Below are 24,195 nucleotides of genomic sequence, written 5' to 3'. Positions count from 1 at the left end.
GCGATCTATTGAGGGTTGGTGCACGCAACGGCTCAAAAATCCTTGCGCAACTGGATGCCGAAGTAGCGCTGGTCATCCCGTGGCACGGCGCGGTAGATGTAGTTGCCGCCGCTGGCCAGCAAGGGTGAATAGGATTTGTCGGCGAGGTTTTTCCCCAGCAGAGCGACCCGCCAGCCCTGGCTGTAATCGGCCAGGGCAATGCTTGCGTTCCAGATCCCATAGGCGCCTTGCACGGTGTCGGGGTTCTGGCTGATGTCGTACTGCACCTGGCTCTGCCAACTGAAGTCGGTACCCAGTTCGACATCCAGGCCGTTGTCCAGGGGGATGCTGTAGTCGGCGCGCACGTAGCTCTTCCAGTCCGGGCTGAACGGCAGCGGCTTGCCGTTGACGTTGCAGCTGGCCGCCGCTCCCGGCGGGCAGGAGAATTCGTCGATCCGCGCCTTGGTGTAGGCCAGTGCACCGGAGAACTTGAGGTTACGGGTGGCCTGCAAGGCGTAATCGGCTTCCACGCCTTCGGTGCTGACGCTGCCGGCGTTGATCAGGCGCGTCACCACTTGCCCGGCGACGGTGTCGAAGAAGTTCGCCTGGTAGTTGCTGTAGTCGCTGTGGAACACCGCCAGGTTGGTGGTCAGGCGATTGTTCCAACTGGTGGCCTTGATCCCGGCTTCCCAGGTGTTGGAGGTTTCCGGTTTCAGCGCGTCGGTGTCCCGTGGCTGCATATTGAAGAACACGTTGTAGGCCGGGCCTTTGTAGCCGCGCGAATAGGTCAGGTAGGTGGTCACCGCATCGCTCAGGTCGTACTGCACGCCGAGACGCCCGGACCAACCGTCTTCGGCCACCGAACCGCTGCTGCTGGTGGCGGGCTGGATGCCGCTGACGGTGGTGGCGGAGGTGGATACCCGACGATGGTCGTAGGACAGGTCGTCGTGGGTCCAGCGCAGGCCGGCGATGCCGCGAAATGCCGAAGTGAAGTTGAGGGTGGTTTCGCCGAACGCCGAGTAGCTGTCGCTGGTGGTGCCGTAGTGGGCGACGCCACGATTGACGCTGCCGGGCGCGGTCAGGGTGCGTTGATAGGTTTCTTCGTCCTTGCCATGCAGGTAGAACAGGCCGCCGACGTATTCCAGGAATTGGCCCTTGGGCGAGGCCAGGCGCAGTTCCTGGGAGTACTGGTTGAAGTCCAGCGCGCCCTGGTCGGCGGTGCCGGGGAAGGCGGCCGTGATGGTGCTCAGGCGATCGGCGTCCTGGCTCTGGTGGTTGCTCCAGCCGCGCCAGGCGGTGATCGAGGTCAGGGTGTAGTCGCCCAGGTTCCAGTCCAACTGGCCGGACAGGCCCTTGTTGATATCGTCGACCTCGGTGCGGGTATCGGTGTTGATATCGCGGTTGTCGCTGGAGGCCCGGACCGGGTTCAACGCATTGGCGAAGGCCGGGGTCAGGGACTTGCTGACCACGCCGTTGGGCGCGTTGTCGTGGGACTCCATGTAGTCGGCGGCGAAGGTGAATTTCACGTCCTCGTTGGGGGTGAACTCCAGCTTGCCGCGCACGCCCTTGTGGTTGTAGCCGTTGACTTCCTGGCCGCTGGCCTTGTTCTCGACGTTGCCGTCATAGCTGCCGAACAGGGTGGTCAGCGAGCCTTTCAGGGTCTCGGGGATCAGGCTGCCGCCGATGCCGAAACGGGTGCGGCTTTCGTTGCCGCTGTAGTACGACTGGTCGATATAGCCGTGGGTCTCGGCGGTCGGGGCCTTGGTGACGATGTTCAGCACGCCGGCCGAGGCATTCTTGCCGAACAGCGTGCCTTGCGGGCCGCGCAGCACTTCGATGCGGTCGAGGTCGAGCAGGTCGAGGGTGGCTTGGCCTGGACGGCTGTAGACCACGCCGTCGATCACTGTGGCCACGGTGGGCTCGACCCCCGGCGAGGTGGAAATGGTGCCCACGCCACGGATGAACAGCGAGGTGTCCTTGTTCGAGGCGCCGGTGCGGAAGTTCAGCGTCGGCACTTGCTGGACGATGCTGGCGACGCCGTTGCGACTGTCGCGCTCCAGCTGTTCGCCCTCAACCACCGAGACCGCCACCGGGACTTTCTGCAACGATTCCTCGCGCCGCGTGGCGGTGACGGTGACGGGCTTCAGTGTCGGCTCCTGGTCGCTGCCGGTGTCGGCGGCAAACACCGCGGATGGCGGCAGGGCGGCGAGCCCGGCGAGCAGCCAGCCCAGGTGTGGACGACGTGGTGTGGTGGCGCGAATCGACTGCGCCAGTGTGCGTTGAACCCCAAGTGTGTTGTGCATGTGTTGCCCGCTCGAAAAATGGCCCTGAACTGCTGTCGCTCTGCGTCGACGGCGCCTGAAATTTGTCTTGGGGCATTCGCTCGAGCGAGTAGCAGACAAAGCACTTTGTTAGCGCTAACATCGCCAGTATCGGAAAGGTCGACATAGACCGTCCAATACTGAAAAATTACTTTTATATTCCTTTTTGTTTTTTTAGACGGGCCGCACTTTGACTGCTGAAAAATCGCCAGGCCGCAAACGTCGGGGCGCCGGACGCGTCACCCTGAGCACGGTGGCCCAGGAGGCCGGGGTCTCGGCGATCACCGTGTCGCGGTATTTCAACAACCCGGAGCAGGTCTCGCCCGAGCGTCGTGAGCGGATCGCGGCGGTGGTCGCGGCCCTCGGTTATGTACCGAATCTGGTGGCCGGCGGCCTGGCCTCGGCGCGGGGGCGGATCGTGGCGATGGTGATCCCGAATATCTCCGGGCCGATTTTCGCCAATACCATTCAGGGTTTCAGCGACACCCTCAGTCGGCATGGCTATCAGTTGCTGCTGGCGTCGAGCTACTTCTCGGCGGAGCAGGAGGAGAGTGCGGTCCGCGCCTTTCTCGGCTGGTCACCGGCGGCCCTGGTGCTGACCAGTCATTTCCATAGTGCGGGCACGGAAAAAATGCTCGCCGAGGCGGATATCCCGGTGATCGAGACCTGGGATTACCAGCCGCAGCGCGAACCGATGCAGATCGGTTTTTCCCACCATGAGGTCGGCGTGACCGCTGCGCGTTACCTGCATGGCAAGGGTTATCGACGGATCGCCTTTGTGCAGAACAGCGCCCCGGGGGACTTCAGCGCCCTGGAGCGTCGAGACGGTTATGCAGCGACCGTTCGGGAGCTGGGGCTGGAGCCCTGGGTGTTTGCCCCGGATGCTGACCTCGCACCGTTCGAGGCCGGCAAGCAGGCGATGCAGGCGCTGATGAGTGGCGCGTCGAAACCGGATGCGATCATCTTCGCCAATGACAACCTGGCCGCCGGTGGCCTGCTGGCCGGGCAGCGGGCGGGGTTGAAGATCCCCGAGGACTGCGCGGTACTGGGCTTCGGCGACTATCCGTTTGCCGAAATGCTCCTGCCGAGCCTGAGCACCATCAAACCGCCGGCCCTGGAGATTGGCGTGCTGGCGGCGACCCGAGTGTTGGAGAGCCTCGGGGTGTTGCCGGTGGACGAGGTGCAACGCTTGAACCTGCTGACCTGCCAGTTGATCAAGCGGGAAAGTGCCTGACTTCAAACGGCCTTGGCGAAAACCTCGCTGATCCAGTCGACGAATACCCGCACCCGTGGCGACATATGCCGGTTCTGCGGGTAGAGCACCGACACCGGCATGGGCGGCGGCGGATGGTTCGGCAGGACTTCCTTGAGCAGACCCTGGCCGATCTGCTCCGCCACCCGGTAATGCGGCACCTGGATCAGCCCCAGCCCGGAAACCGCCGAAGCGGCATAGATCTCGGCGCCGAACACCGACACCCGGCCCGCCAGGGGCACTTCCCGTAGCTCGCCGGCTTCGGTGAACTCGAACGGGAACAGTTTGCCGGTGACCCTGGAAACATAGTTCACGCCCTGGTGTTGGCTCAGGTCCGAGAGACTTTGCGGTTCACCGTATTTGCGCAGGTAGGCCGGGCTGGCGCAGGTCACCTGGCGCAGGTTGGCAACGCGCCGGCCGACCAGCGAGGAGTCGCCGAGATTGCCCGAACGCAGCACGCAGTCCACGCCCTCGGCGATCAGGTCGATAAAGTGGCTGGCCTCGCTCATCGAGATCTCGATATCCGGGTAGCGCTCGAGAAACGCCGGCAGCGCCGGGACCACGAAGTACCTGGCCAGCGTCCCCTGCAAATCCACCCGCAAACGCCCCTTGGGCGCCACCGAACGGAAGGCCAGTTCGGCTTCTTCCAGCTCCGCCAGCAACTGCACGCAACGGCGGTAATAAGCCTCGCCATCCAGGGTCGGGCGCACGCGCCGGGTACTACGCTCCAACAGCCGGGTGCCGAGCCAGGCCTCGAACTGATTCAGGGTGTGGGTCAGGGTCGCGCGGGGCAGGTTCAGGTCTTCGGCGGCCAGGGTGAAGCTGCTGCGCTCGTAGATCCGTACAAAAGCCTTCATGGCCTTGACCTGGTCCATGGGCGCTCCGTTGCGATTGATTGTTGGCGATTATTGAATAGTAAAGCCAACTATCGAGTATTTATCACCCTGGGTAAACATGTGAAATTGGCGCCACACCCAACCCACGCCCCAGGAGATTCGACATGACTACCCAGACTCGGAAAGTGGCCATCGTTACCGGCGCTTCACGCGGCATCGGCGCGGTTATCGCCCGTCAGCTCGCTTCGGAAGGTTTTGCCGTCGCCATCAACTACGCCAATAGCGCCAACGAGGCTTCGGCACTGGTGGTGGAACTGCGCCAGGCCGGCCACCAGGCCATCGCGATCAAGGCCGATGTCGCCAGCTCCGCCGACGTTGCCCGCCTGTTCGATGAGACCGAGCAGCAACTGGGCAAGGTCGATGTGCTGGTCAATAACGCCGGGATTCTCAAGGTCTTGCCGTTGGCCCAGCACAGCGACGAGCTGTTCGAGCAGACCTTCGCCATCAACACCCGTGGCACCTTCAACACCCTGCGCGAGGCCGCGACGCGGATGAATGGCGGCGGTCGTATCGTCAACTTCTCCAGCAGCACCGTGGGCCTGAACCTGCCGGGTTACGCGGTGTATATCGCCAGCAAGGCGGCGGTGGAGTCCTTGACCCACGTTTTCTCCAAGGAGCTGCGCGGCCGCCAGATCACCGTCAACGCGGTGGCCCCGGGTCCGGTGGCGACTGAACTGTTCCTCCACGGCAAGAGCGAAGAGCAGATCCAGACCTTCGCCAAGATGCCACCGCTGGAGCGTCTCGGTCAGCCGGAAGATATCGCCAGCGTGGTGTCCTTCCTGGTCAGCCCGGCTGCTGGCTGGGTCAACGGCCAGATCCTGCGGGCCAACGGTGGCCTGGTCTGATCAGCGCATCACCCTTTGAATGATCCCCCGGTTCGCGGGCGGTCAGGCGCGTGCGCTTGAATACACCGAGGGGCCCTACGTAGGAGTGGTGCATCAGGCACTGCAAGGCCTTGCGGTGCTGTAGCCGGCGGATGCGGATGTCGCCGAGGTGGTCAATGCCATGGCCGATCGGGGTAGGGGATTTGTTATGGGTCAGTGGTCAGTGAGAGGGCGGGTTTCGATCTACAGTGTTTAGTAAGGGATGAGCGTCTGAATTAAGTCATGTGTGGCGTTCAAAATGGCTTTCGCGGGCAAGCTCCGCTCCCACGGGTTCCGAGTCGTGTCCAAACTTGGCGCACGACAGGGGACCTGTGGGAGCGGAGCTTGTCGGGACGCCGCACCGCCGCGAAGGCGGAATCACAGGCAACACAGCTCCCGGAGGCCAACCCATGCACACCGCCATCATCCTCGCCATCGGCCTGATCCTGCTCGGCTGCACGCTGTTCTTCGGTCAGCGCCTGGGCATCAGCCGGCAGATCCTCGGCGCCGGCTTTCTCGGTATGTGGCTGCTGGCGACCATCGTCAACGGCGCCATCGGCGTGATCACCGCCCACCAGAGCCTCCTTTCGGAGTTGATGATCGGGCTGGCGGTGTTCGGCTTGCCGGCCATCGCCATGGCCTTGTTCATGGTGCTGGACCAGACCTGATCCCAGGCTTCAACGGACCAGATGCAGGAACTGCATATGCCGTTCGTACTGGTCGAGGATGTCGTTGATGATCTGCTCCTTGCTGTAGCCCATCAGGTCATAGTCCTGGCTGCCTTCGCGCAGGTGCACTTCGGCGCGGTAGTAGCGGCGGTTGCGCAGTTCCTTGGGGCCCATGCCGCCACGGGCGAAGGACGGCGTGAAGTAGCCGCGCATTTGCACCTGGTAGATGAACGGATGCTGGTCGTCATGGCCGATTTCCAGGCTGACGCTGTCATTCGCCGGGTCCGGCTGCGTGACCACGTTCAGGCCCTTCTCGACAAAAACCGCACTGACTTCCTCGATGGCCGGACGCACCGTCTGGTCGAGGAAGCGATACACCTCGTCCCGCGACGGAAAGTGCACCGCCTGGCTCAGGCGTTGGCGCCAGCCGCTGCGTCGTGAGCTGGACAGCGGCGCGAGGGAGTGCAATTGGGCGATCTGCTTCTGCGACTCCAGGTAGAACGCCTTGTGCAATCCCCACATCATCAACAGCAGGATCAGCGAGAACGGCAGCGAGGTCAGCACCACCGCCGACTTCAGCGCATCGATGCTGCCGGAGAACAGCAGCGCACTGGTGATCAGCGCGGTCATCGCGCCCCAGAACACCCGCAGCCATTTCGGCCCGTCTTCGTCGGCGCTGCCGCCACGGGCGGACAAGGTCGAGAGCACCACGGTGCCGGAGTCGGCCGAGGTGACGAAGAACACGAAACTGATAAACACCGTGATCGCAATCACGGTCCTGCTCCAGGGATAGGTTTCCAGCAGCAGGTACAGGGTCCGCGACGGGTCGTCGATGGCCGACTGGCCGAGGGCGCTCATGCCGTGGTTGAGCACCTGGTCGATGGCGCTGTTGCCGAAGATCGACATCCACGCCAGGGTGAAACCCAGCGGAATCAGCAGCACGCCGAAGACGAACTCGCGAATGGTCCGGCCGCGGGAAATCCGCGCGATAAACAGGCCCACGAACGGCGACCAGGCAATCCACCAGGCCCAGTAGAACACCGTCCAGCCACCCAGCCAGTCACTCGGTTTGTCATAGGCGTAGAGATCGAAACTCTTGGTCGGCAGCGCCCCGAGGTAGTCGCCGACGTTCTGGATCAGGGTGTTGAGCAGGTGCTGGGTGGGCCCGGCGAACAGCACGAACAGCAGCAGCGCGCAGGCCAGCAGCATGTTGATGTCGGACATCACCCGCACGCCCTTGTCGACACCGGCGACCGCGACGGCGATGGCCGCGCCCATCATCAGGGTGATCAGCCCGACCTGGATCCACTGGGTATGGGGCACGTGGAACAGGTAGTCCAGGCCCGAGTTCAGGTGCAACACGCCAAAGCCCATGTCGGCACCGAGGCCGAACACCGTGGCGATAATGCCGAAGCCATCCACGGCATAACCGATGGGCCCGTTGATGCGTTTGCCGATCAGCGGGTAGAGCGCCGAGCGCAGGGCCAGCGGCAGGTTATGCCGGTAGGCGAAATAGGCCAGGGCCATGCCGACGAAGGCGAACACGCCCCAGCCGTGCAGGCCCCAGTGCAGAAACAGGATCTGCATGGCCTGGCGCGCGGCGGCCTGGGTCCCGGCCTCGCCCTGGGGCGGTTGCAGCAGGTGGGTCAGGGGTTCGGAGACGCAGAAGAAGAACAGCGTGATGCTGATCCCGGCGGCGAACAGCATGCCGGCCCAGGACAGGTAACTGAACTCGGGTTCGTCGTGGTCGGCACCGAGCTTGATCTTGCCGTAGCCGGACAAGGCGGTGACCACCACGAAGACCAGGTACAGGGTCATCGCCAGCATGTAGTACCAGCCGACCGTATTGGCCGCCCAGTTCTGCGCCGCCAGCAGCCATTGGCCGGCCGCTTCGGGCAGGGCCATGACCACCAGGCCGAACAGCAGGATAAAGCTCGCGGCGAAGTAGAACACCGGCGGGTTCATGCGGATCAGGCCGCTGGTGGAGAGGGGGGAGGTGCTCATGAAACGGGCACCTCAATGATATGAAACGTGGCTGGACATCTCGGACTCAGCAAAGGCAAGCCTCCTGTTGTGAGCGGGCAGCGAACCGCCGGTTTAACTTGAACGAACGGTCAAGTTAAACACGGATAAGGCGTTCAGGACTAATCGCAGGGCTCGGTGGTGCTTTTCTTACGTGGGCTTTAGGCGGGATGTATGACGCTTGTTATGAGGAAATCGTTCGGGCCTCTTCGCTGGCAAGCCAAGCTCCTACAGGTTTGTTGTCGTACGCGAAATCTAGGTACGACGCAAAACCTGTAGGAGCTTGGCTTGCCAGCGAAGGCGGCCTGACAGGCGATAAAGTTGTGCCTGGACTCAGCGCTGCGTCCCTTCCTCATGCTGCTGCAGATTCGCCTGGGTCAGGTTGCAGCCCGCCGGCACGCTGCGGGTCAGCCAGACATTGCCGCCGATGGTGGCGCCGCGGCCGATGGTGATCCGCCCGAGGATGGTCGCCCCGGCATAGATCACCACGTCGTCCTCGACAATCGGGTGACGCGGATGACCCTTCTGCAACTGCCCGTCCTCGTCCGCCGGGAAGCGCTTGGCGCCCAGGGTCACCGCCTGGTAGATGCGTACCCGTTCGCCGATGATCGCGGTTTCGCCGATCACCACGCCCGTCCCATGGTCGATAAAGAAACTGCCGCCGATCTGCGCCCCGGGATGAATGTCGATGCCGGTGGCCGAGTGGGCAATCTCCGAGCTGATCCGCGCCAGCAACGGCAACCCGGCGCGGTACAGGTGATGGGCCAGGCGATGGTGGATCACCGCGAGAATCCCCGGGTAGCACAGCAACACTTCGTCGACGCTGCGCGCCGCCGGGTCGCCGTGGTAGGCCGCGAGGACATCGGTGTCGAGCAACCGGCGCAGCTCCGGCAGGGCCATGGCGAAGTCCTGGATCAGTTGCACGGCTTTGCTCTGGACCTCGGCGTCCGACTCGCCGCCATGTCGCGCCACGTAGCGCAACTCCAGGCGGGCCTGGGCCAGCAAGGCATTGAGGGCCGCATCGAGGGTATGGCCGACGTAGAAGTCCTCGCTTTCCTCACGTAGGTCCACCGGCCCCAGGCGCATGGGAAACAGCGCGCCGCAGAGCGATTCGAGAATCTCGGCCATGGCCTGGCGCGACGGCAGCTCGCGACCGCCCTGTTCATCGCTGACCCGGCCATTACGGCTGCGCCACTCATCCCGGGCGCTACGCAACTGGCCGACGATGGTCTGTAGTTGCCAATGGCTGGAACGCTCGCTCACGATCAAATCTCCGACGGGACGACCGGCCCATCGGGTCGCCTTAATGACTTCCACTTTACGGCACCGACACAAACGGTAATTAAGAACGAATGGTGCTTTCCTCAGAACTTTCCGGCATAAGCGAATGACAGTTGCCTGGGGAAAAGCCGCTGCCTATAGTCCAGGCATCTCCTACAGCCAGCTCGGACCCATGATCAAACAACAGCTTGCCCGTTTTAACCGCCTGGAACTCCTGGCCCAGGCCACTCCCCTGGAAAAGCTCGAACGCCTGTCGGCGTGGGTGGGCCGCGATATCTACATCAAGCGCGATGACCTGACGCCCCTGGCCCTGGGCGGCAACAAGCTGCGCAAGCTGGAATACCTGGGCGCCGATGCCCTCGCGGTCGGCGCCGACACGCTGATCACCGCCGGCGCCATCCAATCCAACCATGTGCGCCAGACCGCGGCCCTGGCGGCCCGCCTTGGGTTGGGCTGCGTGGCCTTGCTGGAAAACCCCATCGGTACCGAGGACGCGAACTACCTGGGCAATGGCAATCGCCTGTTGCTCGACCTGTTCGACGCCCGGGTCGAGCTGGTGGACAACCTGGACAATGCCGACGAGCAGTTGCAGGCCCTGGCCGAGCGCCTGCGCAGCAACGGCAAGAAGCCGTATCTGGTGCCGATCGGTGGCTCCAATGCATTGGGCGCGCTGGGTTATGTGCGGGCCGGCTTCGAGCTGGCGGCGCAGATCGAAGACAGCGGACTGGAATTTGCCGCGGTGGTGCTGGCCTCCGGCAGTGCCGGGACCCACAGCGGCCTGGGCCTGGCCTTGAGCGAAGCGTTGCCGGGGTTGCCGGTGGTCGGCGTGACGGTGTCCCGTAGCGACGAGGCGCAGCGGCCGAAGGTGCAGGGTTTGGCTGAACGTACGGCCGAGTTGCTCGGTGTACCGCTGCCGGCCAGTTTCAAGGTCGAGTTGTGGGACGAGTATTTCGCTCCCCGTTATGGCGAGCCGAACGCCGGGACCCTGGCGGCGGTCAAGCTGTTGGCCAGCCAGGAAGGCATCCTGCTCGACCCGGTCTACACCGGCAAGGCCATGGCCGGGCTGCTCGACGGCATCGGCCGCCAGCGTTTCGAGGACGGTCCGATCATCTTCCTGCACACCGGCGGGGCGCCCGCGTTGTTCGCCTACAGCACTGTGCTGTAGCCCGACACCAATTGTGGCATCAATAGGTAATAAAATAGAATATACAAATAGTTTTTTATTATTTTATAGAATATTAAGTGCTCGCTATAGTCGCGGCGCAGGCGATTTGGCGCGAGACGCCGGCGCCGCTTTAAGGCAGGATTGACGCTGCTCTCCAGAGCGTCAGTTTCGCGTTCCTTCCCATAAGAAAACACACGGGGCTCGTCATGAATATTTCCGCATTTCGCAAGCGTCTGCTGGTCGGCAGCCTGGGGTTGGTACTCGGTGCCGGACTGCTCGGCCAGGCCTTTGCCGGTGAGCAACTGGACAAAATCAAGAAAGACGGCGTTATCAACGTCGGCCTGGAAGGCACCTACCCGCCGTTCAGCTTTATCGGTGCCGACGGCAAGCTGGCCGGTTTCGAGGTCGAGTTCTCCGAAGCCCTGGCGAAAAAACTGGGGGTGAAGGTCAAGCTGCAACCGACCAAGTGGGACGGGATTCTCGCCGCCCTGGAGTCCAAGCGCCTGGACGCGGTGATCAACCAGGTGACCATCTCCGAAGAGCGCAAGAAGAAGTATGACTTCTCCGAGCCTTATACCGTTTCCGGTATCCAGGCCCTGGTGCAGAAGAAGGACGCCGACAAGTTCAAGACCGCCCAGGATCTGGCGGGCCACAAGGTCGGTGTCGGCCTGGGCACCAACTATGAACAGTGGCTCAAGGACAATGTGCCGAAAGCCGTCATCAAGACCTACGACGATGATCCGACCAAGTACCAGGACCTGCGCGTAGGCCGTATCGACGCGATTCTGGTGGACCGTCTGGCAGCCTTTGAACTGATCAATAAAACCAACGGCACCCTGGCCGTTTCCGGTGAGCCGTTCTCCCGTCAGGAAGCCGGTATCGCCCTGCGTAAAGGCGAACCCGAGTTGCTGGCCGCGGTAAACAAGGCCATCGACGAACTGCGCGCTGATGGCACCTTGAAAAAGCTGTCGGAAAAATACTTCAACGCTGACGTCACTCAATAATGGAAGCAGCTTTTCAGCTTGCGTTGGACTCCGCGCCCTTTCTGCTCCAGGGCGCGTACTACACGGTCATCCTCAGCCTGGGTGGAATGTTCTTCGGTTTGCTGCTGGGTTTCGGCCTGGCCTTGATGCGTCTGTCGCGCTTCAAGACGGTGAGCTGGATCGCCAGGGTCTATGTGTCGTTCTTTCGCGGCACCCCCCTGCTGGTCCAGCTGTTCGTGATCTATTACGGACTGCCGCAGATGGGCATCGAGCTGGATCCGCTGCCCGCCGCGTTGATCGGCTTCTCGCTGAACATGGCGGCCTACGCCTGTGAAATCCTGCGGGCCGCCATCAGCTCCATCGAGCGCGGCCAGTGGGAAGCGGCGGCGAGCATCGGCATGTCGCGGGCGCAGACCCTGCGCCGGGCGATCCTGCCGCAAGCCGCGCGCACGGCTTTGCCGCCGTTGGGCAACAGTTTCATTTCCCTGGTCAAGGACACGGCATTGGCCGCGACCATCCAGGTGCCGGAACTGTTCCGCCAAGCCCAGCTGATTACCGCCCGGACCTTTGAAATTTTCACCATGTATCTTGCCGCCGCCCTGATCTACTGGGTCCTTGCCAGCCTGCTCGCGCACTTGCAGAACCGTCTGGAAGAGCGGGTCAATCGGCATGACCAGGAGTCTTGACAGCATGATTGTGGTTGAAAAACTGACCAAGCAATTCAAAGGGCAGACCGTGCTCAACGGTATCGACCTGACGGTCGAGGCCGGCGAGGTGATCGCGATCATCGGCCCCAGCGGTTCCGGCAAGACCACCTTCCTGCGTTGCCTGAACTTCCTCGAGGAACCCACCAGCGGCCGGATCAAGGTCGGCGACATCGAAATCGATGGCAGCCGCCCGCTGAACCAGCAATTGGGCCTGGTGCGCAAGCTGCGCCAGCAGGTCGGTTTCGTGTTCCAGAACTTCAACCTGTTTCCCCACCGCACGGCGCTGGAGAACGTTATCGAAGGCCCGCTGGTGGTCAAGAAGATGCCGCGCGACCAGGCCCTCGTCCTGGGCCGCAAGCTGCTGGCCAAGGTTGGTCTGGCGGGCAAGGAAGACGCCTATCCGCGCAGGCTTTCCGGTGGTCAGCAACAACGGGTGGCCATTGCCCGGGCGCTGGCGATGGAGCCGCAGGTGATCCTGTTCGACGAGCCGACTTCGGCCCTCGACCCGGAACTGGTGGGTGAAGTGCTGGCAACCATTCGTGGCCTGGCCGAAGAAAAACGCACCATGGTCATCGTCACCCACGAAATGAGCTTTGCCCGGGATGTGGCCAATCGGGTGATCTTTTTCGACAAGGGCGTGATCGTCGAACAGGGTGAAGCCAAGGCGCTGTTTGCCAATCCCAAGGAAGAACGCACCCGGCAGTTTCTCAGCAAGTTTCTCGGTAATACGTAGGACACTTCTTGACTCAATAAGGCGTACTCAGGGAATGAGTACGACGGTTTCGAAAAGTTGCTTTCCCGCCTATCCGGCAATAATTGTTTACTACCGCCTTTCCCCGGCTTCTTCTTTCACACGAACGACTGCGAAAGTAGGAAGTGTCCGAATTCCCGAGCGATCCCCGCCCTGACGGCTTAATGGCTTGACACCTTCCCGGCAAAACTCTTAGCTGCACTTCACAACCTGCACGACGTTATCAGGACTGTATGCACCTTTCGGCCAACTGTTCGCCGGACTGCGCGTGCGCCTTCCAGAATGTTCGACGGTAAGGACGCCTATTAAGGTTCAAGGACAACGGTTGTTTATGCGGCCCAGGCCTGCGCCTGCACGTTGGACTTTTCGTTACCCTACAAAAAGGATTTTTGCATGACTCATTTTCAGGAAACCCTGCGGCTGGCTCCGCCTGTCGTCCCCCAGGCCCATGGGCGTGGTATTGGCCTGTTGGCCGCCGCGCAGTTGTCGATTGTCATCCGGCCCTATGTCGGCATGGATGAGGGCGACCTGATCGAGTTGTTCTGGGACGATTGTTATGTGACGGCGCGGCAGGTGTCGGCCGATGATGTGGGCCAGTCGCTGAGTTTGCGGGTGCCGGAAAGCTTCGTCCTGGACGGGCTGGCGCGGGTTCACTATCGGGTGCTGCGGGTGGGCAGCGCCGGCGCCTGTTCGCGTCGGCTCGAGGTGCCGGTCAAGCTTGCCTGTCCGGGTGGCCAGCCCTTCGGTGAGGAAAACCAGGGCTTGGCGCCGCTGATCATTCCCGCGCCGATCCAGCGCTACGGGGTCAACCCCAGCCAGATGCGCCGAGGCGTGCCGCTGACCCTGGCGCCGTATCTGAACATGGCCGCCGAGGACGAAATCACCCTGCTCTGGGGCGATGTGCGCCTCGACCTGCCCAAGCTCGCCGGCGAGGACGTCGGCAAGCCGGTCAGGGTCTTCGTGCCGCCGGCGGTGATCCAGGAAGCCGGTGAAGACAGTGGTCTGGACCTCACCTACTGCGTGATCGACCGGGTCGGCAACAACTCCCGTTGGGCACCGGCGCGGCGGCTCAGGGTGGGCAGCGCCCGACATTACATCAGGGCTCCGCACCCGGTTTTCCCCAAACTCGCCCAACCCTGCCGGGGCTGAGAGGCTGACCTTCTATACATATTCCTAAAGGTTAGTTTATTTAATTTTTATACGCGTTTAGGGTATATGTACCGGACCACCGGACTTGTTTGATTTCGCTGGCGTCGCGCTTTCGCGACGCCTCCAAAGAGAGATGAGGACGGTATGGTCAGGAACACAATCACCCTTGTGCGGATCGCCAGGGCATTGCGCACGCCACGGAGTGGCGTTGATGTCTAATTTGCATGAAGCACAGGTCCGGAGCGACCTGGATATTGCCCCGTTGTTGCTCCCGGCCCGGGTGCTGCGCAACGACGCCGAAGCCCTGCAGGCCGCCCGTGAGCTGGCCGAGGCTGCCCGTTTGCAGGCCGCGCGCCGCGACCGTCAGCGCAAGCTGCCCTGGGCCGAGATCGAGCAGTTCACCCGCAGCGGCCTGGGCAGTATCACCATTCCCCGCGAGTACGGCGGCCCGCAGGTTTCATTCGTGACCGTGGCCGAGGTCTTCGCGATCATTTCCGCCGCCGATCCGGCGCTCGGGCAGATCCCGCAGAACCAGTTCGGCATTCTCCAGTTACTGCAGGGCACCGCCACCGAGCGCCAGAAAAAGCAACTGTTCCAGAGCGTGCTGGAAGGCTGGCGCATCGGCAATGCCGGGCCGGAACGCGGCACGAAAAACACCCTGGAACTCAAGACCCGGATCACCGCCGACGGTGACGGTTTTGTCATCAGCGGCCAGAAGTTCTATTCCACCGGCGCCCTGTTTGCCCACTGGGTGGCGGTCAAGGCGATCAACGACGAAGGGCGGCAGGTCATGGCCTTCGTGCGGCGCGGCACGCCGGGCTTGCGCATCGTCGACGACTGGTCGGGCTTCGGCCAGCGCACTACCGCCAGCGGCACCGTGTTGCTGAATCAGGTGCGGGTGGAAGCGGAAGACGTCGTCGACAACTGGCGCCAGGGCGAGGTGCCGAATATCCAGGGCGCGTACTCGCAACTGATCCAGGCCGCCATCGACGCGGGCATCGCCCGTGGGGCCATCGATGACAGCATCGCTTTTGTCCGCGAGCGTTCGCGGCCGTGGGTCGATGCCAAGGTCGAGCGCGCCAGTGACGACCTCTACGTGATTGCCGATATCGGCAAATTGAAAATCGAACTGCACGCCGCCGAGGCGCTGTTGCGCAAGGCCGGGCAGGTGCTCGATCAGGTCGGCGCCAAGCCGGTGGATGCGGCCTCTGCCGCGCGTGCCTCGATTGCGGTGGCCGAGGCCAAGGTCCTCACCACCGAAATCGCCCTGCTGGCCAGCGAGAAACTGTTCGAGCTGGCCGGCAGCCGCGCCACCCTGGCCGAATTCAACCTCGACCGACACTGGCGCAACGCCCGGGTGCACACCCTGCACGACCCGGTGCGCTGGAAATACCACGCCGTGGGCGCCTATCACCTGAACGGCAGTTTGCCGGCCCGGCATTCCTGGATTTGACGACCAGACCTCTGGAGAAGCACATGACTTTTTCCCAACACGTCGCGGTCATCAGCAGCGACGAGCAAGCCCTGATCGTGGCCAGCGACCTGGCCGAAGACTTCAAGCGCGACAGCATCCTGCGCGACCGTGAACGGCGCCTGCCGCTGGCCGAGCTGGAGGTGTTTTCCCGCTCCGGCCTCTGGGGCATCAGCGTGCCGAAAGCCTACGGCGGTGCCGGCGTGTCCAACGTGACCCTGGCCAAGGTCACGCAACTGATCGCCGAGGCGGATGCGTCCCTGGGACAGATTCCACAGAATCATTTCTATGCGCTGGAAGTACTGCGGGTCAACGGCAGCGAGGCACAGAAACAGCGCCTGTATGCCGAGGTGCTCGCGGGGCGGCGCTTTGGCAATGCCCTGGCCGAACTGGGCACCAGAACCGCCCATGACCGTGTCACCAGCCTGCGCCGGGACGGCGACGGTTACCGCATCAACGGTCGCAAGTTCTACGCCACGGGGGCCTTGTATGCCCAGCGCATTCCGACTTCGGTGGTGGATGAACAGGGTGTCCAGCAACTGGCCTTTGTGCCCCGTGACAGCGCCGGCCTGAACGTGATCGATGACTGGAGCGGCTTTGGCCAGCGCACCACGGGCAGCGGTTCAGTGGTGTTCGAGGACGTGTATGTCGCCGCCGAAGATGTGATCCCTTTTCAGACGGCATTCGAACGTCCGACCCCGGTCGGCCCGCTGGCGCAGATTCTCCATGCGGCCATCGACACCGGTATTGCCCGCGCGGCCTATGAAGACACCTTGCACTTTGTCCGCACCCGCACGCGGCCCTGGATCGATGCCGGCAGCGACAAGGCCACTGAAGATCCCTTGACCCTCAAGAGCATCGGCCACCTGAGCATTCGCCTGCACGCCGCCGAGGCCTTGCTGGAGCGGGCCGGTGAATACCTCGACCGGGCCCAGGCCGAGACCAACGCCGAAACCGTGGCGGCGGCTTCGATTGCCGTTGCCGAAGTGCGGGCCATCAGCACCGAAATCTCCCTGGCGGCCGGCAGCAGCCTGTTCGAACTGGCCGGCAGCCAGGCGACCCTGGCCGAACACGGGCTGGATCGCCACTGGCGCAATGCGCGGGTGCACACCCTGCACGACCCGGTGCGCTGGAAGTACCACGCGGTGGGCAACTACTACCTCAATGCGCAAAACCCACCGCTGCGGGGGACGATCTGATGGCGAAGAAAAAGATCCTGCTCAACGCCTTCAACATGAATTGCATCGGGCATATCAACCACGGTTTGTGGACCCATCCGCGGGACAAATCGACCCAGTACAAGACGCTGGAGTACTGGACCGAGCTGGCGCAGCTGCTGGAGCGTGGTTTGTTCGACGGTCTGTTTATCGCCGATATCGTCGGGGTCTACGACGTATATCAGGGATCGGTGGAAGTGCCGCTGCGGGAGTCGATCCAGTTGCCGGTCAACGATCCGCTGCTGCTGGTTTCGGCCATGGCGGCGGTGACGAAGAACCTGGGTTTCGGCCTGACCGCGAACCTCACCTACGAGGCGCCGTATCTGTTTGCCCGGCGTATGTCGACGCTCGATCATCTGAGCCGTGGGCGGGTCGGCTGGAATATCGTCACCGGTTATCTCGACAGCGCCGCCCGGGCCATGGGCCTCAAGGAGCAGGTCGAGCATGACCGACGCTACGACCAGGCCGACGAGTACCTGGAGGTGCTCTACAAACTCTGGGAAGGCAGCTGGGAAAACGACGCGGTGCTCAATGATCCGACCCGGCGGATCTACGCCCAGCCGGAGAAAGTGCACAAGGTGCGACACGCCGGCGAGTTCTATCAGGTGGAGGGCTATCACCTTTGTGAGCCGTCACCGCAGCGTACGCCGGTGCTGTTCCAGGCCGGCAGTTCGGAGCGTGGCCTGGAGTTCGCCGGGCGACATGCCGAGTGCGTGTTTATCAGCGGGCAGAACAAGGCCGCGACCAAGGTCCAGGTGGACAAGGTGCGGGCCAGTGCGGTGGCGGCGGGGCGTGATCCCGATGGCATCAAGGTATTCATGGGCTTGAACGTGATCGTCGGCGAGACCGAGGAAGCGGCCTGGGCCAAGCATGCCGAGTATCTGGGGTATGCCAGCGCGGAGGCTGGGGTGGCGCATTTTTCTGCTTCCACGGCGATTGATTTTTCCGAGTACGAACTGGATGAGCCGATCCAGTATGTGAAGAGCAACGCGATCCAGTCGGCGACCAGGAACCTGCAGAACAACGACTGGACCCGGCGCAAGTTGCTTGAGCAGCACGCGTTGGGTGGGCGCTATTTCACTGTGGTCGGCTCGCCCGGGCAGGTGGCTGATGAGCTGGAATCGTGGATCGCCGAAACCGGGCTGGATGGTTTCAACCTGACACGCATTGTCACTCCGGAAAGCTATGTGGATTTTATCGAGCTGGTGATTCCGGAGTTGCAGCGGCGCGGCTCGTACAAGACCGCTTATGACAGTGGGACATTGCGCGAAAAGCTGTTTCACGGTGAGGCGCATTTGCCGCAGCAACATGCTGGGGCGGGTTATCGCCGGTCCTGAGAGCCTGAGTCACCCTTTGATGTTGCTGTGCCTGTTCCGCCGTCTTCGCGGGCAAGCCCTGCTCCTACAGTTTTATGGTCGTACACAAGATTCGAGTACGACTCGAAACTGTAGGAGCAGGGCTTGCCCGCGAATAGGCCCGCCCAGACACCCCAAAACCTATGGCTGGAAACCCATTATGAAAACAACACGTCTCCCCCAACCAGTCAAAGCACTGGTCCTGGCCCTCGGCCTCTTCAGCGCTATCGCTCACGCCGCCGACGCCCCACTCAAGGTCGGCACCACCGCCGCCTTCGCCATCCCCCTGGAAGCCGCTGTCGAAGAAGCCGGCAAACAGGGCCTGAAAGTCGAGCTGGTGGAATTCACCGACTGGATCGCGCCCAATGTCAGCCTCGCCGCCGGCGATATCGACGTGAACTACTTCCAGCACATTCCCTTTCTGGAAAACGCCAAGGCCGCCGCCGGTTTCGACCTGGTGCCCTTTGCCCCGGGGATCATCAACAACGTCGGCCTCTACTCGAAGAAATACAAAAGCTTCGACGAGCTGCCGCAAGGCGCCACCGTGGCCATCGCCAACGACCCGATCAACAGCGGTCGCGGCCTGCAACTCTTGGCCAAGGCCGGCTTGATCACCCTGAAACCCGGCGTCGGCTACAAGGCCACCGAAGACGACATCGTCAACAACCCGAAAAAGATCAAGATCCTCCAGGTTGAAGCCGTGCAACTGGTGCGCGCCTACGATGACGCCGATCTGGTCCAGGGCTACCCGGCCTATATCCGCCTGGCGAAGACCTTCGATGCCGGCTCCGCGCTGCTGTTCGACGGTCTCGATCACAAGGAATACGTGATCCAGTTCGTGATCCAGCCGAAAGAAAAAACCGACCCGCGGCTGATCAAGTTCGTCGATATCTACCAACACTCACCGGTGGTCCGCGCCGCCCTGGATAAAGCCCACGGCAAGCTGTACCAGGCCGGTTGGGAAGGCTGACATGAGTGTCGTCAACCTCCAGCGCCCGCGTGAGGAAACGCCGCGCAGTGCCGAGCAATCCGAACTGCACCCCGAACTCAATCGTGCCCATGTGCGTTTTATTGGCCTGGGCAAGACCTACGAAGGCCGCCAGGGCCCGGTGCATGCCTTGCAAGGCATCGACCTGGCGATCCAGCGTGGCGAGGTGTACGGCATCATCGGCCGCAGCGGCGCCGGCAAGTCGTCTTTGATCCGCACCATCAATCGCCTGGAACAACCCAGCGCGGGGCGGGTGCTGATCGACCAGGTCGATATCGGTGAGTTCGACGAAAACCGCCTGGTGGAACTGCGTCGGCGCATCGGCATGATTTTCCAGCACTTCAACCTGATGTCGGCCAAGACGGTCTGGCAGAACGTCGAACTGCCGCTGAAGGTGGCCGGGGTGCCGAAGCTGCAACGGGAGCAGAAGGTTCGCGAGCTGCTGGATCTGGTCGGCCTGCGGGACAAATACAAGGCCTACCCGGCGCAGTTGTCCGGCGGGCAGAAACAGCGGGTGGGGATTGCCCGTGCGCTGGTCCATGACCCGGCGATCCTGCTGTGTGACGAGGCCACCTCGGCGCTGGACCCGGAAACCACCCAGTCGATCCTTGGCTTGCTGCGCGAGATCAATCAGCGCCTGGGCCTGACCATTGTCCTGATCACCCACGAGATGGCGGTGATCCGCGAGATCTGTGATCGGGTGGTGGTGCTGGAGCATGGTCGGGTGGTGGAACAGGGGCCGGTCTGGCAGGTGTTCGGTGATCCACAGCACGAGGTCAGCCGGACCTTGTTGGCGCCGTTGCAACACGCCTTGCCGGTGGAGCTGCAGGAGCGTTTGCAGGCGCGGCCCGAGTCAGCGGCATCGGCGGTGGTGTTGCGTCTGCAGTTGACCGGCAGCGCTGCCGACGAACCGGACCTGGCGGCGTTGTTCAGCGCCCTCGGTGGGCGGGTGCGCTTGCTACAGGGCGGTGTCGAACGAATCCAGGGGCATGTGCTGGGGCAGTTGCTGTTGTCGGTGAGCGGTTCGTCCCTGGGAGCCGAGGAACTGCGCCAGCGCGCCGGGCGTTGGGCGCAACAGGTGGAGGTGCTGGGTTATGTGGCTTGATCGGTTATGGCAGGGAGTGATCGACACCTTCCTGATGGTTGGCGTGTCGTCGCTGATCGCCTTGCTGCTGGGCATTCCGCTGGCGGTGATCCTGGTCACCAGCGACAAGGGCGGGATCTATGAAGCGCCGGTGGTGAACCGAGTGCTGGGGGCGTTCGTGAACCTGTTCCGTTCGATCCCGTTCCTGATCCTGATGGTGGCGTTGATTCCCTTTACCCGGCTGATCGTCGGCACCACCTATGGGGTGTGGGCCGCCGTGGTGCCGCTGACCATCGCGGCCACGCCATTCTTTGCGCGGATTGCCGAGGTGAGTCTGCGGGAGGTCGATCATGGGTTGATCGAAGCGGCCCAGGCCATGGGCTGCCGGCGCTGGCATATCGTCTGGCATGTGCTGTTGCCCGAGTCGTTGCCGGGGATTGTCGGCGGTTTCACCATCACCTTGGTGACCATGATCAACTCCTCGGCCATGGCCGGCGCCATTGGCGCGGGCGGGTTGGGGGATATCGCCTATCGGTATGGCTACCAGCGTTTCGACAGCCAGGTGATGCTGACGGTGATCGTGTTGCTGGTGATCCTGGTGGCGGTGATCCAGTTGGGTGGGGATCGGTTGGCGAAGGTGCTCAACAAACGCTGAGCATTAAGTTATTCTCCGCGCCGATTGATCTGCGGCAGTCGGTGCGGATTCACAGGGAATCAAGGAATTAGCCAGTTGGCATGGAGCTTTATTATTCAGATTCTCTGTAATGGATGAAGAGAGAGGCCCATCGCTGGCACACGCCTTTGCCGAAGCCGTTCGTGGGCTGAGAGTACTCGGTCGCAAATCCTTGCTGGCGCTGTTTGGGATTGCCGTAGGCTGTGCCGCGATCATCGCCCTGGTCAACATCGGGCATAACGCGGAAATTGAAGCGATCAGTGCATTCCAGAACATGGGCATTGATACCTTGGTTGCTTCATTTCCGGGTTCCACTTCGCAACAAAGTATCGCTCCCGAAGCGCTTGATTTCGCCAGGCTTCGCCAGAAGCTACCGAATATATCCTACGCCGCGCCCATGGCGATTTATGCGACAGACATCCGCTACAACGGTCGCTCCACCGGTGCCACTGTCGTCGGCAGCACAAGTGATTTGTCGGTGGCGCTGAAGTTCAATGTCCTCAGTGGGAGGCTCTTGTCGGATTTCGACCGACATGCCACCTATGCCGTCGTCGGCAGCCAAGTGGCGCGCGCGCTCAGCCAGCCTTCCGACGAACTGTTGATTGGGCGTCAGTTGCAAATTGAAGGTTATATCTTTCAAGTGGTGGGTGTGCTTGAGGATCAGTTCGATAATCCGCTGATTCCGATACAAATAAATAATTCGATATTTGTTCCGATCGAAGGAATGAAAAGGCTGACCTCCAGCCCGCAGGTCAGTGCGATTGTTATCAAGGAACGGGATGCCGCGGATATGGAGCGCCATGCCAAGTCGCTGCGGGAGTACCTGGTCGGTGTCCTGGGGGAGCGTAATATCCTGATTCAAATACCTCAGCAACTGCTGGACAGTATCAAACAGCAGACGAGGACTTTTTCCAATCTGCTGGCAGGGCTGGGTGCGATTTCGCTGCTGGTGGGCGGTGCGGGCGTGATGAACGTGATGCTTTCAAATGTTACGGAACGCCGTAGAGAGATTGGCATTCGGATGGCCTTGGGCGCGCGCCGTCGAGACATTCTTAATTTATTCTTGATGGAAGCCGTTTGTCTTTCTATCAGCGGTGCGTTGATAGGCGCCGTGCTCGGTCTGGTCGGCACGCTGATTTTTGTATCTTTGTCTGGCTGGACCTTTGCCCTGTCTATTGTTTCTGTGCCGATGGGCATTGGCAGTTCAGTGTTGATCGGCCTTTTCTTTGGCATTTACCCAGCTGTTTCGGCGGCTAGATTGGAGCCGATAAAAGCCTTGCGCGATGATTGAGCGCACAGGCGAGTGGGCAACATAAGCGTGGCCGGCTTGCTTTGGCAGCGTCGGCCTCTTGCTTCCCCATGATTTGGGCTCGCTGCTTTTCGGGTGCCAAGCGTATAGTCGCTGCATCTCAGTCTTGCATGCCGCTGCCATGAAACTTGCTCCCGACGCTCTCGTTACCATCACCGCCACCACGCTCGGCCACTACAACCGCACGGCCGAAGGTTTTCGTGAAGGCACCCGCGATCACGATGTGAGCCAGAACATCGATGCGTTGTTGCGGCATATCCAGGGTGAGGAGCCGTTTACCGTGCTGGATTTCGGTTGCGGACCGGGTCGTGATCTCAAGACCTTCACCCGCATGGGCCATATCGCGGTCGGTCTCGACGGCTCCGAGCGCTTTGCGCAGATGGCTCGCGAGGACAGTGGTTGCGAGGTGCTGCAGCAGAACTTCCTTGAACTTGAGTTGCCGTCTGGGCGCTTCGACGGAATCTTCGCCAATGCCGTGTTGTTCCATATTCCGCGCCAGGAATTGCCGCGAGTGCTGGGGCAATTGCACGGTGCCTTGAAACCCGATGGTGTGTTGTTCAGTTCCAACCCGCGTGGGGAAAACCAGGAGGGTTGGAATGGCGAGCGTTATGGCTCGTACCACGACCTGGAGGCCTGGCGGGAGTTGCTGACGGCGGCGGGTTTTGTCGAGCTGGAACACTATTACCGCCCCACCGGACTGCCGCGAGAGCAACAGCCATGGTTGGCGAGCGTCTGGCGCAAGGTCTGACGCCAGATACCGCCCCCTGTAGGCGCCGGCTTGCTGGCGATGGCGTCTGCATAGGCGGCGCAAGGCTCCGGGGCCTCTTCGCGGGCAAGCCCTGCTCCTACAGTTTTGTGCCCTACACAAAATCGGTGAACGACGGAAGACTGTAGGAGCAGGGCTTGCCCGCGAAGCTTTTGGCGGCCCTCAGGCCTCCAGAAAGGGACCTGTACAGCGCCTCAGTGTTGTTGTGCGAGCAAGTCATCCACCTGGCTCTGCGCCAGCTCGATCAGATGCACCGAGGCCATCGCCAGTTGGCGAGGCGTGCCGCTCAGATGATCGGCGGACTCATACGCCGTCGCGGCGGCCGAACGCAGGATCGAATCGAGATTGTTCAGGGTGTCTTCGGTGTTCGGGAGGGGCGATTTGCGCACAGGCTGATCTGGCAATCCATAGTGAGCGAAGGCACGTTCGGCGGCCTCGGCATCTACAAAAGATGCATTCTGTACGGGCGGATCAGGAACGATTGTTTTCATGGCAACTCCTTGATTGATGGAGCCGACACTGATCGCTACCAAACGATATGGGTGGCGGCTATACGCAGGTTGGTAGACCGGGAATCAAGGAACCCAGCGCACTCGAAAGTGCCCTGCGCAGAGCCGCCATAGACGAAAACCGCGGGCAATAAAAAACGCCAACAGAGAATCGACTTGGTGGCGCTATGCGCCTTGATTGACCTCGGGCTACCAAACCCGATCACTGTGTTTTTGCAGTGACAGGTCCAAGCCTAGGTCCCGAGAATCGCAGGCGCAAGCCGAAAGGATTTTCTAGGAAAGTTCACGCAAGGGAAAGGGAATAGTCCTCGGTCTGTGCCCAGAACACCTCCCTGTAGGAGCATGGCTTGCCAGCGAAGGGGCCGGTGAGACCGCCAAAAGCTTTGCGGGCAAGCCCTGCTCCTACAAGGTTACGCAGTGTTTTCAATACCCCACAAAGAGCATGACTGGCGCTTCAGTGCTGTTGCGCGAGCAAGTCATCCACCTGGCTCTGCGCCAGCTCGATCAGATGCACCGAGGCCATCGCCAGTTGGCGAGGCGTGCCGCTCAGATGATCGGCGGACTCATACGCCGTCGCGGCGGCCGAACGCAGGATCGAGTCGAGATTGTTCAGGGTGTCTTCGGGGGTCGGAAGGGGCGATTTGCGCACTGGATGACGTGGCAATTCATAGTGAGCGAAAGCGCGTTCGGCCGCCGCCTTGAAAGCCGGATCGTTCTTTTCCAGCGATTGAACAGGCGGGTTGGGCGTGACTTTGAACATGGTGATTCTCCTGACATATTGAGAAC

22 protein-coding genes are annotated in these 24,195 nt (G+C 61.9%); 16 read left to right on the top strand and 6 right to left on the bottom strand.

Annotation, left to right across the window (positions count from 1 at the left end):
* Positions 1 to 32: 32 nt before the first annotated feature.
* A complete protein-coding gene (locus tag M5B42_RS07875) occupies positions 33 to 2,282 on the bottom strand; it encodes a TonB-dependent receptor (protein WP_248745464.1) in 2,250 nt (749 codons plus the stop codon).
* 208 nt (positions 2,283 to 2,490) lie between these two features.
* Between M5B42_RS07875 and M5B42_RS07870 the strand changes: the two genes are divergently transcribed.
* Positions 2,491 to 3,534: a LacI family DNA-binding transcriptional regulator gene (locus M5B42_RS07870; protein WP_248745463.1), complete on the top strand. Its 1,044-nt coding sequence runs from the start codon at positions 2,491 to 2,493 to the stop codon at positions 3,532 to 3,534.
* Between the two features lie 2 nt (positions 3,535 to 3,536).
* Here M5B42_RS07870 and M5B42_RS07865 read toward each other — a convergent pair whose 3' ends face one another.
* Positions 3,537 to 4,427, bottom strand: coding sequence for a LysR family transcriptional regulator (locus M5B42_RS07865; protein ID WP_103499050.1), 891 nt, complete (start codon positions 4,425 to 4,427; stop codon positions 3,537 to 3,539).
* 125 nt (positions 4,428 to 4,552) lie between these two features.
* Between M5B42_RS07865 and M5B42_RS07860 the strand changes: the two genes are divergently transcribed.
* Entirely contained in the window at positions 4,553 to 5,293 is a 741-nt protein-coding gene (locus tag M5B42_RS07860; RefSeq protein WP_248745462.1) for an SDR family oxidoreductase, read from the top strand.
* A 428-nt stretch (positions 5,294 to 5,721) separates the two neighbouring features.
* Positions 5,722 to 5,979, top strand: coding sequence for a hypothetical protein (locus M5B42_RS07855; protein ID WP_103499052.1), 258 nt, complete (start codon positions 5,722 to 5,724; stop codon positions 5,977 to 5,979).
* A 9-nt stretch (positions 5,980 to 5,988) separates the two neighbouring features.
* Here the strand turns inward: M5B42_RS07855 and betT are convergent, their stop codons facing one another.
* Both betT and epsC read right to left on the bottom strand, forming a co-directional pair.
* On the bottom strand, positions 5,989 to 7,944 hold the full coding sequence (gene betT / locus M5B42_RS07850) for a choline transporter BetT (RefSeq protein WP_178129987.1): 1,956 nt from the start codon (positions 7,942 to 7,944) through the stop codon (positions 5,989 to 5,991).
* 390 nt (positions 7,945 to 8,334) lie between these two features.
* Positions 8,335 to 9,264 (bottom strand): serine O-acetyltransferase EpsC, encoded by a 930-nt coding sequence (gene epsC, locus M5B42_RS07845; protein WP_178129985.1) that lies wholly within the window; start codon positions 9,262 to 9,264, stop codon positions 8,335 to 8,337.
* 190 nt (positions 9,265 to 9,454) lie between these two features.
* Here epsC and M5B42_RS07840 point away from each other — a divergent pair, with 190 nt between their 5' ends.
* From M5B42_RS07840 to M5B42_RS07780, 13 genes are all read left to right on the top strand, one after another.
* Entirely contained in the window at positions 9,455 to 10,447 is a 993-nt protein-coding gene (locus M5B42_RS07840; RefSeq protein ID WP_248745461.1) for a D-cysteine desulfhydrase, read from the top strand.
* Between the two features lie 206 nt (positions 10,448 to 10,653).
* A complete protein-coding gene (tcyJ, locus tag M5B42_RS07835; protein WP_103498503.1) occupies positions 10,654 to 11,451 on the top strand; it encodes a cystine ABC transporter substrate-binding protein in 798 nt (265 codons plus the stop codon).
* Complete coding sequence (tcyL, locus tag M5B42_RS07830; RefSeq protein ID WP_103498504.1) at positions 11,451 to 12,116, top strand: cystine ABC transporter permease; 666 nt, start codon at positions 11,451 to 11,453, stop codon at positions 12,114 to 12,116. Before tcyJ ends, tcyL begins: the two co-directional genes overlap by 1 nt.
* Positions 12,117 to 12,120: 4 nt before the next feature.
* Positions 12,121 to 12,870: an L-cystine ABC transporter ATP-binding protein TcyN gene (gene tcyN / locus M5B42_RS07825; RefSeq protein ID WP_103498505.1), complete on the top strand. Its 750-nt coding sequence runs from the start codon at positions 12,121 to 12,123 to the stop codon at positions 12,868 to 12,870.
* A gap of 411 nt (positions 12,871 to 13,281) precedes the next feature.
* Positions 13,282 to 14,037, top strand: a complete 756-nt coding sequence (locus M5B42_RS07820) for a hypothetical protein (protein ID WP_248745460.1) — start codon at positions 13,282 to 13,284, stop codon at positions 14,035 to 14,037.
* 211 nt (positions 14,038 to 14,248) lie between these two features.
* Entirely contained in the window at positions 14,249 to 15,490 is a 1,242-nt protein-coding gene (locus M5B42_RS07815) for an SfnB family sulfur acquisition oxidoreductase (protein WP_248745459.1), read from the top strand.
* 23 nt (positions 15,491 to 15,513) lie between these two features.
* Complete coding sequence (locus tag M5B42_RS07810) at positions 15,514 to 16,707, top strand: SfnB family sulfur acquisition oxidoreductase (RefSeq protein ID WP_248745458.1); 1,194 nt, start codon at positions 15,514 to 15,516, stop codon at positions 16,705 to 16,707.
* Positions 16,707 to 18,062 (top strand): LLM class flavin-dependent oxidoreductase, encoded by a 1,356-nt coding sequence (locus tag M5B42_RS07805; protein ID WP_248745457.1) that lies wholly within the window; start codon positions 16,707 to 16,709, stop codon positions 18,060 to 18,062. The genes M5B42_RS07810 and M5B42_RS07805 overlap by 1 nt, the downstream gene beginning before the upstream one ends.
* A gap of 178 nt (positions 18,063 to 18,240) precedes the next feature.
* Positions 18,241 to 19,050: a MetQ/NlpA family ABC transporter substrate-binding protein gene (locus tag M5B42_RS07800; protein ID WP_248745456.1), complete on the top strand. Its 810-nt coding sequence runs from the start codon at positions 18,241 to 18,243 to the stop codon at positions 19,048 to 19,050.
* A gap of 1 nt (position 19,051) precedes the next feature.
* Positions 19,052 to 20,173 carry an ATP-binding cassette domain-containing protein gene (locus tag M5B42_RS07795; RefSeq protein WP_248745455.1) on the top strand — a complete coding sequence of 374 codons (1,122 nt, stop codon included), beginning with the start codon at positions 19,052 to 19,054 and terminating at the stop codon, positions 20,171 to 20,173.
* The gene (locus M5B42_RS07790; RefSeq protein ID WP_248745454.1) at positions 20,163 to 20,807 is read left to right on the top strand and encodes a methionine ABC transporter permease; all 645 of its coding nucleotides are present in this window, start codon (positions 20,163 to 20,165) and stop codon (positions 20,805 to 20,807) included. The genes M5B42_RS07795 and M5B42_RS07790 overlap by 11 nt, the downstream gene beginning before the upstream one ends.
* A gap of 109 nt (positions 20,808 to 20,916) precedes the next feature.
* The gene (locus M5B42_RS07785; RefSeq protein WP_248745453.1) at positions 20,917 to 22,116 is read left to right on the top strand and encodes an ABC transporter permease; all 1,200 of its coding nucleotides are present in this window, start codon (positions 20,917 to 20,919) and stop codon (positions 22,114 to 22,116) included.
* A 139-nt stretch (positions 22,117 to 22,255) separates the two neighbouring features.
* Complete coding sequence (locus M5B42_RS07780) at positions 22,256 to 22,882, top strand: class I SAM-dependent methyltransferase (protein ID WP_152741686.1); 627 nt, start codon at positions 22,256 to 22,258, stop codon at positions 22,880 to 22,882.
* Between the two features lie 212 nt (positions 22,883 to 23,094).
* On the opposite strand, the gene M5B42_RS07775 is transcribed toward M5B42_RS07780, so the two are convergent.
* On the bottom strand, positions 23,095 to 23,391 hold the full coding sequence (locus M5B42_RS07775; protein ID WP_152741685.1) for a hypothetical protein: 297 nt from the start codon (positions 23,389 to 23,391) through the stop codon (positions 23,095 to 23,097).
* A gap of 472 nt (positions 23,392 to 23,863) precedes the next feature.
* Complete coding sequence (locus M5B42_RS07770; protein WP_248745452.1) at positions 23,864 to 24,169, bottom strand: hypothetical protein; 306 nt, start codon at positions 24,167 to 24,169, stop codon at positions 23,864 to 23,866.
* Positions 24,170 to 24,195: the final 26 nt, after the last annotated feature.

Source organism: Pseudomonas sp. MWU12-2037, from assembly GCF_023242345.1.
Classification (GTDB): Bacteria; Pseudomonadota; Gammaproteobacteria; order Pseudomonadales; family Pseudomonadaceae; genus Aquipseudomonas; species Aquipseudomonas gingeri_D.
This window is presented reverse-complemented; position numbering and strand designations above follow the sequence as displayed.